Annotated in this window: 17 protein-coding genes and 1 pseudogene; 4 read left to right on the top strand and 14 right to left on the bottom strand. The window is 42.8% G+C overall.

The features are described from left to right. Positions 1–414 precede the first annotated feature (414 nt). From PTE_RS11700 to acs, 5 genes and pseudogenes are all read right to left on the bottom strand, one after another. Positions 415–1344 (bottom strand): annotated as a pseudogene (locus PTE_RS11700) (IS630 family transposase); the annotation flags it as partial. Positions 1345–1506: 162 nt separating this feature from the next. Next, on the bottom strand, positions 1507–3138 hold the full coding sequence (locus PTE_RS11695; RefSeq protein WP_241826159.1) for a phosphoethanolamine transferase: 1632 nt from the start codon (positions 3136–3138) through the stop codon (positions 1507–1509). Positions 3139–3245: 107 nt separating this feature from the next. Continuing rightward, positions 3246–4895 (bottom strand): cation/acetate symporter ActP, encoded by a 1650-nt coding sequence (gene actP, locus PTE_RS11690; RefSeq protein WP_036846533.1) that lies wholly within the window; start codon positions 4893–4895, stop codon positions 3246–3248. After that, positions 4892–5203: a DUF485 domain-containing protein gene (locus PTE_RS11685; RefSeq protein ID WP_036846532.1), complete on the bottom strand. Its 312-nt coding sequence runs from the start codon at positions 5201–5203 to the stop codon at positions 4892–4894. The genes actP and PTE_RS11685 overlap by 4 nt, the downstream gene beginning before the upstream one ends. A 65-nt stretch (positions 5204–5268) precedes the next feature. Beyond that, positions 5269–7224, bottom strand: coding sequence for an acetate--CoA ligase (gene acs, locus PTE_RS11680; RefSeq protein WP_036846526.1), 1956 nt, complete (start codon positions 7222–7224; stop codon positions 5269–5271). A gap of 374 nt (positions 7225–7598) precedes the next feature. Between acs and sodA the strand changes: the two genes are divergently transcribed. The 4 genes from sodA (at position 7599) to PTE_RS11660 (ending at position 10267) form a co-directional block, all read left to right on the top strand. Continuing rightward, positions 7599–8225, top strand: a complete 627-nt coding sequence (sodA, locus tag PTE_RS11675) for a superoxide dismutase [Mn] (protein WP_036846524.1) — start codon at positions 7599–7601, stop codon at positions 8223–8225. A gap of 119 nt (positions 8226–8344) precedes the next feature. Beyond that, positions 8345–9016: a 6-hydroxyaminopurine reductase gene (yiiM, locus tag PTE_RS11670; RefSeq protein ID WP_036846522.1), complete on the top strand. Its 672-nt coding sequence runs from the start codon at positions 8345–8347 to the stop codon at positions 9014–9016. A 467-nt stretch (positions 9017–9483) separates the two neighbouring features. After that, positions 9484–10074 (top strand): RNA polymerase factor sigma-70, encoded by a 591-nt coding sequence (locus PTE_RS11665; protein WP_036846521.1) that lies wholly within the window; start codon positions 9484–9486, stop codon positions 10072–10074. Further along, complete coding sequence (locus tag PTE_RS11660; RefSeq protein WP_036846519.1) at positions 10067–10267, top strand: anti-sigma factor family protein; 201 nt, start codon at positions 10067–10069, stop codon at positions 10265–10267. The genes PTE_RS11665 and PTE_RS11660 overlap by 8 nt, the downstream gene beginning before the upstream one ends. Before the next feature lie 10 nt (positions 10268–10277). Here PTE_RS11660 and PTE_RS11655 read toward each other — a convergent pair whose 3' ends face one another. From PTE_RS11655 to dam, 9 genes are all read right to left on the bottom strand, one after another. Then, a complete protein-coding gene (locus PTE_RS11655; RefSeq protein WP_036846517.1) occupies positions 10278–10757 on the bottom strand; it encodes a DoxX family protein in 480 nt (159 codons plus the stop codon). Position 10758: 1 nt separating this feature from the next. After that, on the bottom strand, positions 10759–11508 hold the full coding sequence (locus PTE_RS11650; protein WP_036846515.1) for an HvfC/BufC N-terminal domain-containing protein: 750 nt from the start codon (positions 11506–11508) through the stop codon (positions 10759–10761). Next, complete coding sequence (gene bufB, locus PTE_RS11645) at positions 11477–12400, bottom strand: MNIO family bufferin maturase (RefSeq protein ID WP_036846514.1); 924 nt, start codon at positions 12398–12400, stop codon at positions 11477–11479. The genes PTE_RS11650 and bufB overlap by 32 nt, the downstream gene beginning before the upstream one ends. Positions 12401–12436: 36 nt before the next feature. Further along, positions 12437–12730 carry a BufA1 family periplasmic bufferin-type metallophore gene (locus PTE_RS11640; protein WP_036846512.1) on the bottom strand — a complete coding sequence of 98 codons (294 nt, stop codon included), beginning with the start codon at positions 12728–12730 and terminating at the stop codon, positions 12437–12439. A 165-nt stretch (positions 12731–12895) separates the two neighbouring features. Continuing rightward, positions 12896–13024, bottom strand: a complete 129-nt coding sequence (locus PTE_RS27260) for a DUF4160 domain-containing protein (RefSeq protein WP_387629554.1) — start codon at positions 13022–13024, stop codon at positions 12896–12898. 488 nt (positions 13025–13512) lie between these two features. Further along, the gene (trpS, locus tag PTE_RS11635; RefSeq protein ID WP_036846509.1) at positions 13513–14550 is read right to left on the bottom strand and encodes a tryptophan--tRNA ligase; all 1038 of its coding nucleotides are present in this window, start codon (positions 14548–14550) and stop codon (positions 13513–13515) included. Between the two features lie 4 nt (positions 14551–14554). Next, positions 14555–15259, bottom strand: coding sequence for a phosphoglycolate phosphatase (locus PTE_RS11630; RefSeq protein ID WP_036846508.1), 705 nt, complete (start codon positions 15257–15259; stop codon positions 14555–14557). Continuing rightward, positions 15249–15929: a ribulose-phosphate 3-epimerase gene (gene rpe, locus PTE_RS11625; protein WP_036846507.1), complete on the bottom strand. Its 681-nt coding sequence runs from the start codon at positions 15927–15929 to the stop codon at positions 15249–15251. The genes PTE_RS11630 and rpe overlap by 11 nt, the downstream gene beginning before the upstream one ends. Positions 15930–15987: 58 nt before the next feature. Beyond that, positions 15988–16800 (bottom strand): adenine-specific DNA-methyltransferase, encoded by an 813-nt coding sequence (dam, locus tag PTE_RS11620; RefSeq protein ID WP_036846506.1) that lies wholly within the window; start codon positions 16798–16800, stop codon positions 15988–15990. Positions 16801–16820: the final 20 nt, after the last annotated feature.

Genomic DNA, 16820 nt, shown 5'->3' with positions numbered 1-16820 from the left:
GAGGGTGTTTGCGTTTTTGGCGTTTTTTTGATTACACAGTGAAATCTGAGCTTAGAAATTCTTTTCTAATAATTAATTTCAATGTGGCTTCCTAAATAAAAAGCATATATTAGCCTGATGTTTTCTTAGTACTACAGTCGTATTTTCTTTTCTCATAGAAGGTACTCTCATAGGAAAACTTTTAAGTCATGCAGTTTCTCTGCGTTGTGAACATCAGAAAAAATATGGACTTGGGGTTTCTGCGACTGTGGTATTAGAAAGAGAATTAAAGTGCCTTGAGGTACGATCAGAGTTTTTGAGGAAGACTCAGTTCGTGGAGATTATCAGCTAGATTCGTTTAGAATGCTTTTACTGTAAAGTTGATGGCTAAATAAGCTTTCATAATAGTGATACACTTATTTTTTTCATTCCAGGTTATTGTTGTAACGAAAACGCCTTCATGAACTCTTCCACATATTGAAGTAACTGCCACATATACTGACAGCAATGATTTCGTGTTACTGTTTCATGTAACGATTGCCACAAACGTTCAATCTTGTTTAGCTAGGGAGAATAAACAGGTAAAAACAACAAATTAAATTTAGCGTTCTGCTTTAACCATGCCCTGACTTTCCGGCTTTTATGAATGCCATAGTTATCTAAAATGACTGTGATACTTTCTGCATGGCGATATTGGACATTCATTTCCTCTAACAGGGTGATAAATAAATCAGAATTCTTTCTTACCCCACTGACATACGTGACTTTACCTGTTTGTGCATTGAGACAACCCGCAAGATAGTGTTTTTGATTTTTCCCCGGTGTCACTACCCGCTTTTACTGCCCCTTAAAGCACCAATCCGCACCGATCTTGGGGTTAAGGTCAATATCCACTTCGTCTTCGTAAAAAACGGGGTTTTGCTCTGACATGTTGGACAATGCCTTTGTAATTGTTGCCATTTTCTCGTCATACTCCGGGTCAGATTTTTTTAGGGTAGGCGCGGCCTTTCTCCACACAATACCCTTCTGGTAAAAGTAACGATATAACGTACTTTTTGAGAGTGATAAGTTTAATAATGTATTGATTATATTAGTAATAAGCTCCAGGCTCCAGCGTGAACGCAGGTAGCCAAAATCCTGCGGGGAGTGCTGTAATAAGAACGACAACAAAGTAAAAAGTGGCGATAAATGCCAGACAGCGGGTCTTCCTGCCGGCAGGCTTTTTAACCCTTCCAGGCCAGATAATGTAAACCCATTTATCCAGTGATTAACTGAGGAACGTGAACAGTGAAGAGTCCTGGAGACATGAGAAACAGTACTCCCTTCATGTAACATCAAGAGCGTGGTGAGGCGACGCGCATAATGTCATGTAAGCGGTTTTGATTGTAGGATTGCTATATACAAACACCCTACGGGCTTGAACCCGATAACTAAAATAACAATCTGCCCTTCTCTTATATTTATGAATCACGCATTTCAGTTGATATTCATAGTAACAGGCTAAAATATCTAGATCTTGAATTTAAATCACTTATCAAAATCGTTCATATCTTTCTCATCAGGAAGTTCACTATATTTCATCAGGTTTTTATTACCATCTATCACTATTAATTCTTTCTGTGGTTTAAAACAGTTACTCAATGGGGAACGGCAGTGTTTTTGAGATTTATGATGAATACCCAACCAGTCACTAATAAGATAATAATTATCTGAAGTTGAAAAAGGCGTGTTTACTACACCAGTGTGGCGATATTGTGCATTAACATTATCGTTATACCAGATAAATAAGGGGATATTATAAGTATCTTTTCGTGGGTTACTGACACCGTGATGATAACGGATGTCACCATTCTTATCTAAGCGTTGTAACCCGTGATCTGAGAAATAGAGGATAGAGGCTTTTTCTTCTTTGATTTTATTGATGATTTTTTTCATTAGCTGGTCTGTATAAGCTATTGAACTGTCATAGCAGTTATCATCTTCATTCGATGAAAAGGAAATTAGTTTATTTTCTGGGAAGCGGTTACAGGATGGCTCATGACTTCCATAGATATGCATGATAATAAATTTCTTACCTTTTTGTTCTAGGGCATCATCTAAATAAGGTAACAACTCTTCATCATATCCAATATATTTATTCCATTTCTGATTATCAGCCATATTAGCGATAATGGTAATTAAGCTGTTACTTTTGCCAGATCTGCCTTGATTACTTATCCAGGTTGTCTTAAATCCTGCATCTTTAGCTAAGGATACAATATTGTCAGCATAATGAGTCTTATCTTTGAGCTGATATAAGGTGACATTAGACAGTGAAATAGGTACAGATAATATAGTAACTGGTGCTGGAGAAATAGCTTGATTGAATATCAGCATATTTTTTTGCATTATGTTTAATGTTGGTGTTGTGATTTTATTATAACCGTATAGAGACATATGATCTCTTCTTGCTGATTCTCCTATTAGTAGTACATAAGTATCAATATCTTTATCTTTTTTTATATAATTAAAATTTACTTTAACAGACGTAATTCTCCTGATTTGTTGATTTTCATATATTGCTCTTACCATTGCTGATGAGTTATAGAATGGTGTTCCCATTAAAAAATGCTCTGACAAAATTATCTTATCTGAACGTTTTTTTTCTGAAATATAATAATCAACTGGTACTAATAGGCAGGAAAATAATAAAGCCAATATATTGAATTTTAGAAATCGATAATCTGTATTTTTTGATAACCACTTTATGGATAAAAAATAAATTAACATCATGAAAATAAAGAATAATACATAGTATTTGTTGTAAGACAACATACCTACAGCTTCACTGCTATTTGTATTGATAAAAGTATTGGCAATAGTTGAAGAGAAGCTTATCTGGTGTTTACTAGAGAAGAAAAATGATGTAGATATATTAAGTGACCATAATAAAGAGATAAGTAAAACTAAAGGCTTGAAATATTTAAAACGATAGAGAAATGCGTTAGTACTTGCTAGTAAAAAACTCAGTAATACTATCTTTAACTTATACTCATTAGCCACATTACCAATGAAAATTATTGGCAGTAAAGCCAGAATTAAGATAATAAGAATGGGTAATTTATTTCGCATATAGGCTAATAATGTTAAGTAGCGAATTGAAATAATAAAGTTAATCATTAACCTAAGAGTAAAACAAGAGCTTAACTTGCGAAATAGCTCTGAGTTTAGATGGCTTCCTAATAAAAATACCTCTCCCGAAGGAGAGGTTGAGTATAAAATCGTAACTAATGTGATTTTCCTTGTGCGATACCAAGCCCTGTTTGTGATCGAATAAATTGAGTTCTGAATTGTTCTCTTTCCCGCATACCTTGTAGTGAATTATCGGTAAGAGAAAATAGCCATGAACCGGAAAAAGCGACAATCATTGAGAATAATGCTGGATATTCATAAGGATAGATTGATTTTTCATGGCCGAGAATGCTGACCCAAATTGTTGGACCTAGGATCATCAAAACGACAGCTGTAATTAACCCCAGCCAACCTCCGATTAATGCGCCACGGGTAGTGAGTTTGCGCCAGTACATAGACAAAAGAATGATTGGGAAGTTACAGCTTGCAGCAATAGAGAATGCCAATCCAACCATAAAGGCTATGTTCTGATTCTCAAATAAAATACCTAATCCGATTGCGACAAACCCAAGTATCACAACAGTTATTTTTGATACTTTCAATTCATCGCGCTCGTTGGCTTTGCCGCGCTTAATGACGTTTGCGTACAGGTCGTGTGATACTGCTGATGCTCCAGCCAGTGTCAGTCCTGCTACAACTGCCAGAATGGTGGCAAAAGCTACAGCGGAGATAAAACCGAGGAACAAGTTCCCTCCAACTGCACTTGCAAGGTGAACGGCTGCCATGTTAGTACCACCGATTAGCGCACCTGTAGCATCTTTAAATGACGGGTTTGGGCTGACCAGGAAAATAGCGCCAAAACCGATGATGAACGTAAGAATGTAAAAATAGCCGATGAAGCCAGTAGCATAGAAAACGCTTTTTCGTGCTTCTTTCGCATCACTTACAGTAAAGAAACGCATAATGATATGAGGTAAACCAGCGGTACCGAACATCAATGCGAGACCAAGAGAAAGTGCGGAAATCGGATCAGATACCAACCCTCCTGGGCTCATGATGGCTTCACCTCTTGAATGAACAGCAACAGCTTCTTTAAACAGCATGTTGAAATTGAAGTTTACCGCTTTCATGACCATAAGAGCCATAAAGGTAGCGCCAGCCAGCAATAGAATGGCTTTGATAATTTGTACCCAGGTCGTTGCCAGCATGCCGCCAAACAGAACATAAAGTACCATCAGAATACCAACTAATACGACCGCAATATGGTAATTCAAGCCAAAGAGCAATTCGATAAGCTTACCTGCTCCAACCATCTGTGCAATAAGATAGAGGGCAACAACAACCAGTGAGCCAATTGCAGATAAAGTACGGATTGGGCGTTGTTGTAACCGGTAAGAAGCAACATCTGCAAAAGTGTAGCGCCCAAGATTTCTTAATCGTTCGGCAATCAGAAATAGGATAATGGGCCAGCCAATGAGAAAGCCGATAGAATAAATCAGCCCGTCGTAACCAGATGTATAGACCAGAGCGGAAATGCCAAGGAATGATGCTGCGGACATAAAGTCCCCCGCAATCGCCATGCCATTTTGGAAGCCAGTAATACGTCCACCCGCAGTGTAGTAGTCAGTACGGGAGCGCGTTCTTTTTGAGGCCCAGTAAGTGATATAGAGTGTGAAACCAACAAACAGGACAAACATAATAATGGCCTGAATGTTGACGGGTTGCTTTTCTACGGAACCAGAGATTGTGTCGGCCCATATGAGATCAGGAAATAGCAGTATTATTGTTAGCAAAAATTTCTTCATTTTTTTACCTCGTCAAGAATTTGTGAGGTAAGACGATCGAATTCGCCATTAGCTCTGATTACATACAGGCCAGTTAAGATAAATGAGACAACGATTAAGCCAATGCCAACGGGTATCCCACGGGTAATATATGAACCAGCATAAAGAGGGGTACCCAGCCATTCGGGTGCAAATGCAATGAGGAAAATAAAGCTGACATACAAAACTAATGTGATTATTGATAGCAGCCATGCAAAACGGCTTCGTTTTTCAATTAATTCTTTGAAACGAGGGTTATTCTCGATCCCTTGGTAAATGGCGTCGTTCATCAGAATGTCCTCTTACTATTTTTATTATATTCATTGATTAAGCCGCCTTACGGCGGCATGGTATGTCACGAAATATTCATTGTTTGTTTTTCTTCCAATAGTTTTTCTACTACCCCTGGATCTGCCAGTGTTGAGGTATCTCCCAGATTACTGGTATCACCGGAAGCAATTTTACGCAGGATGCGGCGCATAATTTTTCCTGAGCGGGTTTTTGGTAAAGAATCTGTCCAGTGCAGGATATCTGGTGTAGCGATCGGGCCGATCTCTTTACGCACCCAATTACGGACTTCGGTATATAATTCTGGGGAAGGTTCCTCGCCGTGATTCAACGTGACATAGGCATAAATTGCCTGCCCTTTGATATTATGTGGAACACCGACGACAGCGGCTTCAGCAATTTTGGGGTGGGAAACCAGAGCGGATTCAATTTCAGCCGTGCCCAGACGATGACCGGAGATATTCAATACATCATCAACACGGCCAGTTATCCAATAATAGCCGTCTTCATCGCGGCGTGCGCCATCACCACTAAAGTACATTCCCTTAAAGGTAGAGAAGTAGGTTTGTTCGAAACGGTCATGATCGCCGAACAGTGAGCGTGCTTGTCCCGGCCAGGAATCAGTAATAACCAGGTTTCCTTCACAAACACCTTCTAATAGCTCACCAAGGTTATCAACCAGCGCTGGCTGAACACCGAAGAACGGTAGAGTTGCGGAACCGGCTTTCAGTTCAGTTGCTCCTGGCAGTGGCGTTATCATGAAGCCACCGGTTTCTGTTTGCCACCAGGTATCGACAATCGGGCATTTGCTGTTACCAATTTTCTGGTAATACCATTCCCATGCTTCCGGGTTAATAGGCTCACCGACTGATCCCAAAATACGCAGAGAAGTCCGTTTCGTTCCTTCAATAGCTTTGTCCCCTTCAGCCATCAGGGCACGAATTGCTGTTGGTGCCGTGTACAGGATATTTACCTTATGTTTATCAACAACCTGACTTAGACGGTTAACCGCAGGATAGTTTGGTACGCCTTCGAACATCAGAGTGATAGCACCGCAGGAAAGCGGCCCGTAGAGCAGATAACTATGTCCAGTCACCCAGCCCACATCTGCTGTACACCAATAGATTTCGCCTGGATGATAATCGAATACATATTTGAATGATAAGGATGCATATACAAGGTAGCCACCGGTGGTGTGCAGCACGCCTTTAGGTTTACCGGTAGATCCGGAAGTATAGAGAATAAACAAGGGATCTTCTGCGTTCATCTCTTCAACTGGGCAGTCAGCACTTACGCCTACTGTCAACTCATGCCACCATAGGTCGCGACCTGAGTGCCAATTACCAATATTTCCGGTACGCTTAAAAACAATAACATTAGATACACTGACAACTGCTGAATTACTTAATGCGTCATCAACATTCTTTTTCAGGGGAATTGTACGTCCGGCTCTCAAACCCTCATCGGCAGTGATAACCAATTTAGTGTTCGAATCAATGATACGACCGGATACGGCATCAGGAGAAAAACCTGCGAAAATAACAGAATGGATAGCACCAATGCGGGCACATGCTAACATGGCAACTGCCGCTTCCGGCACCATCGGCATGTAAATAGCAACAACATCGCCTTTTTTAATACCCATATTTTTCAATGCATTAGCAAACTGGCATACATCATGATGAAGTTCACGATAGGTTACGGTTTTGGACTCTGTTGGATCGTCGCCTTCCCAGATAATAGCGGTTTGATCGCCACGCTCTTTTAAATGGCGATCGAGACAGTTTGCGCTTAGATTCAGTGTTCCATCTTCAAACCAACGGATATTGACATGTCCAGGATCAAAAGAGGTATTCTTTACCTTGGTGTAAGGCTTAATCCAGTCAACAATTTTACCTTTCTCACCCCAAAATCTTTCGGGATCTTGCAGTGATAATTGATAGTCTTGTTGATATTGTTGTTTATTCATCAGGGCATGTTCTGCAATGACAGCAGGAATAGAGTGCTTCATTATTTGAGTCATATTAATATTCTCCTTGCGAATGTTAATAGTATGTCAAAACAAGGTTAACTAAAGTGTAAGGAGAATTTTTGTTTTTTTTTTGCGCGGAAGATCACGCAATAAAAAGAATATTTTTCACGTAATTGCCATTTAGTGTAATGGGTATAATTAGGTTTAATTGCTAACCAAAAATAGTAATTTAAAATCCTAATCCAATAATAATCTTAAATATAGATAAATTGACTGATAAGTCACTGAAACACAGTTGTATGATAAAACCATAGTGAGAATATGGCATTGATAATCATTTCCAATAATATTTAATTAACTATAATGATCATGTTGTTCACAAGGTGTGGACTTTGAACCATTCTTATATGACTGGAGTACATGATATGAGCTATTTACTACCTTCTCTTCCTTACTCTTATGACGCTCTGGAACCTCATTTTGATAAGCAGACGATGGAAATCCACCATACCAAGCATCATCAGACTTACATTAATAATGCCAATGGCGCTCTGGAAGCCTTCCCAGAGCTGGCAAAACTGGATGTTGATGATCTGATTCAGCAATTAGATAAGATACCTGCTGATAAACGTACTTTTGTACGTAACAATGCTGGTGGGCATGCTAACCATAGCCTATTCTGGAAGGGTTTGAAATTAGGGACAGCTTTGCAAGGCCCATTAAAAGAAGCTATTGAACGTGATTTCGGTAGTGTGGATTCTTTTAAAGAGAAATTTGAGCAGGCGGCAGCGACTCGTTTTGGTTCCGGCTGGGCGTGGCTAGTACTGAAAGATGATGGCAAACTGGCGGTTGTATCTACTGCTAACCAGGACAGCCCATTAATGGGTGAAGCTATTTCCGGTGCTTCTGGCTATCCAATTGTTGGTCTGGATGTTTGGGAACATGCCTATTACTTGCAGTATCAAAACCGTCGTCCTGACTACATTAAAGCGTTCTGGAACGTTGTTAACTGGGATGAAGCTGCAAAACGTTATCAGGAAAAAGTGAAATAATTTTCTAACTCGTTTTCTCTTTTCTGCTATGCCGGCTGATATTACTGCCGGCATTTTTATTGATTGGGTATTGGTTTATGATGATATCGTCAGACTGATTTCAATAAGGAAAGTGAATTATGTATTATCCGCAGGTATATACAGGCAAAATTGAAATATCAGAAAAACTGTCTGCCAGTGCAATTAACAAACGGATGGTTGATGGCAGCCTGCGTCTGACTTCTCTTGGATTGGAAGGTGATGAACAGGCTGAAACCCGCGTCCATGGTGGCCCCGATCGTGCGCTTTGCCATTATCCTCGCGAACACTACGATTTCTGGAAACATCAATTTCCTGATCAGGAAGATTTCTTTATTGCTCCAGCGTTTGGCGAAAATATTTCCACAACTGGCCTGACTGAAGAGAATGTTTGTATTGGTGATATTTTCCGTTGGGGAGAGGCCATGCTTCAGGTAACTCAGCCTCGCTCGCCTTGTTACAAACTCAATTCTCATTCCGGTATCAGTAATTTTTCTGCCATTATGCAGGGGAGTGGTCGTTGTGGCTGGCTTTACCGAATTATTTTAGCGGGAAATGTTAGCCCGGATGAGCCTTTTGTTCTTATTTCCCGTAATAGTGATGTTTTGGTTAAAGAAGCGATAGCGATTGTTTTTAATATGCCATTTGATGAAGAACAGTATCGGAGATTGATGAGTACAGCTGGGTTATCCGCCAGTTGGAGTCTGACGATGCAAAAGCGGGTTATGTTTGGAAAGATTGAGGATTTTAACCGTAGATTGTTCGGGAAGTAATAAAATGTGCACGTGGTGAACGTGCACATTTCAGATTGCTGACTTTTAGCATCGTGACTATCTATCACTGTCAGGTTTTCGTCAATGATAAAACGAAAAAGTTTTTACTGGCAGTTTGTATGGACATTAAACGTCTTTTTATCGCATTTTGTTACTATCAGATGGATTTTAATGCTGTTTTAACCTTGCGGTTTAGCACTTTTTATTTATTACCGTGATATAGGTTCTTGCTGTTGGTAAACGCGAGGACGAAAAAGCCTATGATACTGCGCGTAAACGGATTCAATGAGGTTGAGTGATAAGTAAGCTGCGCTGGGAAAAAGACACTTCCCTTGCTGTACAAAAAACAGATTTAATTTAGAATTACCTCCGTTCCCCAAACAGTCCCTAAATCAGGTGAGTGAATTTCAGCGATTCCGACAATAATACCCGTTATCCAGAACAATCCTGTTGAGATAGAAACCAAGATGTCCGATATCAGTAATTTGCTGCGGGATCCGCAGTTTTTTTCCATGCTGCATAAACAGATGTTGCAGTTTGCCAGCTTGCAGCTGAATGATTTTCATCAGGCGGAAGATGTTGTCCAAGAGGCGCTGGAAGGGGCGATGAAGAATGCCGCTTCTTTTGCCGGACGAGCCGCCTGGAAAAGCTGGGTGTTTACGATCCTGCGCAACAAAATCTCGGACGCCTTGCGTATGCGTTATCGGCACAGCAGCGTGCAATTGACTGATGATATTGATGAGCAAAATTTCGAAGCGCTGTTTGATGAATCTGGTCATTGGCCGCGAAACGAGCATCTTCAGCGCTGGCATTTACCGGATGAGGCGGCCGAGCAGGAGCAATTCTGGACGGTTTTCGAGCTTTGTCTGACACAGTTGCCAACGCAAAACGCGCGGGCATTTATGATGCGCGAATTTATTGGTCTTGAGACTCAGGAGATCTGTCAGGAGATGGCGCTCTCTGTCAGCAACCTGAATGTGATGCTCTGGCGTGCGCGTATGCGTTTACGCGAATGTTTGTCACAACGCTGGTTTTCCCAGGAGGATAAATATGCTTAGTTGTTACCAAGCTACGCGCCTGATGTCTCAGGCGCTGGATGAAAAAATCGTGCTTTCTCAACATGTTCAGCTGATGCTGCATTTGCGAATATGCGACGGGTGCCGAAACTTCAGACAACAGCTTGCCGACCTGCGCACTATCACTTCCGCATTCGCTCGTGGCGAAAACGAGAATCAAAATAAAGTAACGTAGGGAAGGGGAATCAGGTACGATGGCGGTAAATCAGGCGATCAAGCGAAAACCTCCCACCGCCATACGTCACCAGATACAACTGAGCCGTCAGCCAAGTAGCGTGGACAGGCCAGGCATCCGGATAAACAAATATCTGAATCACCAGCGTCATCACCATTAATGCTAGAGCAGAGAAGCGTGTCGTTAATCCGACAATCAGCAGCAGCGGAAACAAATGTTCTGCGGTTGCGGCCATGACGGCAGCAACATCGGGTGGCAGCAGAGGAAGCTTGTACTCGCTGGTAAAGAGCGACACGGAGCTGTCGGTAACGCGCGGGATCCCTAGTTGCCAGGGTGTGCGTGCCTCCAGAATATCTATGTTTAATCCCACCACTTTGCTTTGGCCCGACAACCAGAATGTTGCGGCAAGGCTAATGCGCGCCAGAAGGGGGATAACACTTTCCTGTGCAATGTGTTGCCCTTTTAACACTAATATTTTGAGTAATGCCATTTTAGCGCTCCGTGTTGCTATATAGAGAAAGGATCAGCCCGTAGTGCTGCATGCGTTGTAAAACCTGCTGAGGCTCAAAAATTGCATCTTCCCTGGCGGCGATATCTAGGGCTTCGGTAAGACACCGACCGGACTGGATCATGGCAACAAATTGCATTTCCGCACGGTTGAGCAACATTATTCGCACGTCATCGTCAACACGGCACAGCAGCATATGTTCCGGCTGGAATGGGTCCAGCGCCATCTCGTTTTCACTTTGTTGGTGTGAGGCCCACAGGCTGAAGACAGCATAATCTGAACTGAAGAGCCGTACCGAAGGATGGATCTCCATCAGCAACTGTGCGGGATCGTCACCGGGGGCCGCTTCTGCCGTTTGTACGGCAGGGTCCGCCGCGTGCAGCGATTCAATAAACAACATTTCCAGCCGGGTGAGATCGCTCAGCCAGGGCCAGTCTGCTAATGGCTGAAACGTTGCAATCCAGTCCGGCAATTGCGCGCCATAGCCCGCCAAAACAGGAGAAGAAGGCGGTTGTTGACGTATAAACTCCGCCGCCATCGCACGGAAAAAGCACTCTCCGAGCTGGGCGAGAAGGACGGGGCAGTTTTCGGCCAGTGCGTCAATCAGCGATGCTATGACATTATTACGATAAATCGCAAAACGTACCGCCGGATCGCTACCGTTCCAGGCTGTCAGCCCCTTTGGTACCGTGAGGTCGGGGTCAAGAAGTGCTTGATACAGTTGTTGTTGCATTTTTCGCGTTCTCCGTAATGTAACGCTGGGCATGGCTGGCTTCGTTCAGCAACACGTCTAATGGTGGAATATTGCTGTCCCATTCGATCAGAGTGGCGATCGGCCCCGTTTCACGCAGGGTCTTGTTATAGAGATCCCAGACAGGCTCGGTCACATGACTGTCGTGTGAATCAATCAGCAGCAGGTCGTTTGCCCCATCGCGGCTTTCCGTATAGCCCGCCAGATGAATTTCACCGACACAGTGAAGTGGCAGCTCGAATAGCATCTGCCACGGGCAGCGATTATGGTTGACGCCACTGATATAGAGATTGTTCACGTCCAGCAGTAATCCGCATCCGGTGCGGCGTATCACCTCGGAGATAAAGTCAGTTTCGCTCATGGTTGAGGCACTGAACTCGATGTAGGTGGACGGGTTTTCCAGCAGAATGGGGCGACGCAGCGCATTCTGTACCTGATCGATGTGTTCGCAGACCCGCGTTAGCGTGACGTTGGTATAAGGCAGCGGCAGCAGATCATTGAGAAATAGATCGTTGTGTGTCGACCAGGCAAGGTGTTCAGAAAAAACGGCCGGCTGGTAGCGTTCAACCAGCGCAGCAACACGTTGTAAGTGGGGCTGATTCAGAGGGTTTTCTCCTCCGATGGACATGCCCACACCATGAATAGAGAGCGGATAATCCTGGCGAATGGCGGTCAGTGCCTGATGAAACGGACCTCCCGCAACCAGATAATTTTCCGCGTGAATTTCAAAAAAACCGATATCGGGTTTATCGCGCAAGATAGCGCGAAAATGCTCCGGCTTTAACCCGATCCCTGCTCTGGTCGGAAGCCTATTTAGCATTAGGCGGTCAGGAGCGTCACGAGAGACGCTGTGTGGGGGTAAAGAAATTGTCATCGTATGAGCTCCTGCCTGATGTGCCTGGTGCCGGAATTACACTTCTTTAAATGCGTTTAGTTGACCAAAACCGGTCGGGGAGGTCGGGGACTTCATTTTTACGCAGGAACCCGCCGGTACCATTTTCCAGGCATTGCCCTGATAATCGATTTTTGAGGTACCAGCACAGGTGGTGCCTGCACCTGCTTTACAGTCGTTTTTCCCTTTCAGAGAAACGCCATAACATTTCTCCATTTTGCTGCCGGAATCCGCCATTGCTGAAGTGCTTCCCGCAATAAATACGCTGCCTAAGGCTAGGGCCAGTAATGCTTTTGTCGTTTGCTTAGTCATAGAACGTTCCTTTTATATTTGTGTAGAAGGTGAATTACTGCTTTGCTGAAACAAGCATTTGCTTCACTCAATTAGTCGCACTGCGCATCAATTTCTTACAGTGAATATGAGAAAAAAAATGATTTTTTTATAGTTAACTGATTTTTAATGACTTATTTTTGTGAATCAGATATCGGTCTGTACAAAAAACAAGATTGTTCTAGGATATTTTCCGTTTTTTAAGCGCATCCCTTCATGTTCATTGTAGTAGGCGTGAAAGTGAGGTGAGTTGTGGTCGCCGTAGTACATCTGTATCAGGATGCCAAAAAACTTCCGATTAAACTTAATAAAAAGCAGGCGTTAAAAGTGGTAAAAACAACGGTCAAAACCTGATGCCGATTAAAACTAGAAGGTAAAACAACGGCCTTTAATAAAGGCTTAAAATTTGCCCGTCATAAAACTATCAATGGAAAATGAGAAGAAAAAATTGGCCTTGCTAATGTTTATGTGCCCGAGGAAAAAGATAAATAAAATATGAATAGGTTAGTTAAGTAATATATTTTCCAAAATGAACCGCTTTAATAACAATTTCAACTACGGAATAAACTTTTTCACAAACCAGTTAAATAATAGGTGATAAAAAATTGGCATAATAAAACCCGCAAATAAATAATTTAAATTACAGGCTCTTTAAACTTGCATTTCTGATGACGCGAAAATCCCCTTCGTTTTTTAAATAGGCTTGGCTTGTCAGCGGTCTGAAATGTGCACGTAGTAAACGTGCACATTTTATCGCTTAATTATTAAGGATGAGCAATAAAGCCAACAGCTTCGTACACTTTATCCAGCGTAATCTGGGCGCGGGCTTTTGCCTTCGCTGCACCTTCTGCCATGATCTTATTCAGCAGGGCTTCATCATTACGGCAATGATGGAAACGCTCTTGTAACTCAGTCAGCATACCGGAAACTGCATCAGCCACAGCACCTTTTAGATGACCATACATCTGGCCTGCAAATTCTGTTTCCAGTTCAGGAATAGTTTTGCCGGTAACGCCAGCGAGGATATCCAATAAGTTAGAAACACCCGGTTTTTGTTCGAGATCGTAACGAACGCGGGGTGGCTCTTCTGAATCTGTGACTGCCCGTTTAATCTTTTTAGCTGCTGATTTTGGGTCTTCCAACAGAGTGATAACGTTGTTGCGGTTATCATCTGACTTAGACATTTTCTTTTCTGGGTCCTGAAGGGCCATAACACGGGCACCACCGGCTGGGATGAACGGTTCTGGCACAGTGAAGATATCGCCGTAGATAGCATTAAATCGTTGAGCGATATCGCGGCTCAGTTCAAGGTGCTGTTTCTGATCGATACCTACCGGGACCTGGTTTGTTTTATATACCAAAATATCCGCAGCCATCAGTACCGGATAATCAAACAGGCCTGCGTTGATGTTTTCGGAATGGCGGGCTGATTTGTCTTTGAACTGAGTCATACGGCTGAGTTCACCGAAATAGGTATAGCAGTTCAGGACCCAGCTTAATTGAGCGTGCTGTGGTACATGGGACTGAACGAAAATGGTGCTTTTCTCTGGATCAATGCCACAAGCCAGATAGAGCGCCAGTGTATCCAGAGTGCGTTTTCTCAATTCTTGTGGGTCCTGGCGAACAGTAATTGCATGTTGATCAACGATGCAATAGATGCAGTCATAATCATCCTGCATTTTAACCCACTGACGTAACGCCCCCATGTAGTTACCGATGGTTAATTCACCGGAAGGCTGCGCGCCGCTGAATACAATAGGTTTTTGGGCGTTTAGTTTTTCAGATACAGTGGGTTCATTCATTTTATTATGCTTCCTGAAGTTTCAAAGATGGGAGTCCAATTGTGGATAGCAGATCCGAGAAATTCGTTAATATGCAGTCTGGATTGCTTAATTCAATAGATTCACCGTAGTTATATCCATAGGTTAAACCAATACAAGGGCAACCCGCCGTTTGTGCTGCTAAAATATCATTACGGGAATCACCGACAAAGAGCAGTTCTTCCTTACGCAGTCCGAATGTGCCCATTGTTAGATAAACAGGTGCCGGGTGTGGCTTTTTCTTTTTAACATCATCACCGCCTAACACCAATGAAAAGTATTCACTGATACCGAAAGAATCCAGCAAAGGAGCAATAAAAGGTGTTGGCTTATTGGTGATGATACCCATTGGCAGGTTGTGTTTTGCCAGTTCGGCCAAGGTGACTTTGACTTCCGGGAACAACTGACTGCCTGTTGTTACCGTTGTTTTATAGAAATGGTCAAACAGCTCACGGGTTTCTTGATGCAGTTGTGTGGTCAATTCGACTCTGGCCCATGTCAACGCACGTTCGACCATAATATCTGCGCCGTTGCCTACCCAGACAGCAACCCGTTCTTTTCCCGGAGCAGGGAAACCTTTAGCTAACAGAGCCTGATCCAGTGCATCAGCCAAACCACCGGTACTGTCTACCAGCGTGCCGTCCAGATCAAAGGCGATAGCACGAATACCTTTTAATACCTTATTTGCCATGAGATACCTTTAACAATTCACTACGCATATTATCAATGACGGTTTTGTAATCTGGCTGACTGAAAATGGCTGAACCAGCAACGAACATATCTGCACCAGCGGTTGCCGCTTCTGCGATATTGCTGGCTTTAATACCACCATCTACCTCAAGACGAATATCATAACCACTTTCGTCAATAATTTTACGAACCTGGCGCAGCTTCTCCAGTGTTCCCGGGATGAAAGATTGGCCGCCGAACCCAGGATTGACCGACATCAACAGAATGATATCCAATTTATCCAAAACGTAATCAAGATAACTTAGTGGAGTTGCAGGATTGAATACCAAGCCGGCTTTACAACCATGCTCTTTGATGAGTTGCAGGCTGCGGTCGATATGTTCACTGGTTTCTGGATGGAAGGTAATGTAAGTCGCTCCTGCTTTAGCAAAATCCGGGATAATACGGTCAACCGGTTTTACCATCAGATGAACATCAATTGGCGCAGTAATGCCATAATCCCGCAGAGCCTGGCAGACCATAGGGCCGATAGTTAGGTTAGGAACATAATGGTTGTCCATCACATCAAAGTGAACAATGTCAGCACCTGCTGCCAGTACTTTTGCTGTATCTTCACCCAATCGCGCAAAATTTGCAGATAAAATGGATGGGGCAATCAGAAAATCTTTCATTATCTTCTCCAAATCATTTCTATCACCCCTTAATTGCGAGGCAAAAAGGGGGGATAAGTTAGCGATATAATGCCAAAAGTTCGTCTACTTTACTGCGGGCAAGGATATTCCTGCTGATAGTACGACGTGCTTTGACAATATGAAGTGAAGCCTGATGGTACCATTTTCGTGTCATTGGCGTATCGTGATTGGATATCAAAACAGGAATTGCACGTTCTGATGATAACTTAAATGCAATCTGTGCCAGATTTTCCTGATCTGCAATGTTGAAACTGTTGGTGTGATACGCTGTAAAGTTTGCTGTTGCTGACAGAGGGGCATATGGCGGGTCGCAATAGATAACCGAGCCTTCCCGTGCTTTGTTCAACGTGTGTTGATAGTGCTCACAGATAAAAGCGGCATTTTGGGATTTTTCAGCAAACCAGTGTAATTCGTCTTCAGGAAAATAGGGTTTTTTATAACGACCGAATGGTACGTTAAATTTACCATGAGAATTATAACGACAGAGGCCGTTGTAACAATGGCGATTGAGATAAAGGAATAACACGCTACGCTGGAACGGGTCGGTACTTTGGTTAAATTGTTCCCGTAACTGATAAAAATGTTCGGCGGTGTTGTATTCCTGGGTAAACAGAGGGCGTGTATGAGTGATAAACTCATTAGCCCTGAATTTTACTGTGTTGTACAAGTTAATTAGGTCACTGTTGATATCAGCGAGGATGTAAGAATCATAGTCTGTGTTCAGAAAAACAGAACCTGCGCCAACAAATGGCTCTATCAGACAATTACCGGCTGGCAGATGACGTTTGATATCATCTACCAACGGGTATTTTCCACCGGCCCATTTTAAGAAAGCGCGTTTTTTTTTCATGCTGTCAATTAATTACTCAA

The organism is Photorhabdus khanii NC19 (genome assembly GCF_000517265.1).
Lineage (GTDB): Bacteria > Pseudomonadota > Gammaproteobacteria > Enterobacterales > Enterobacteriaceae > Photorhabdus > Photorhabdus khanii.
Note: the sequence above shows the minus strand (reverse complement) of the source record. Positions and strands in the feature narration are given on the sequence as shown.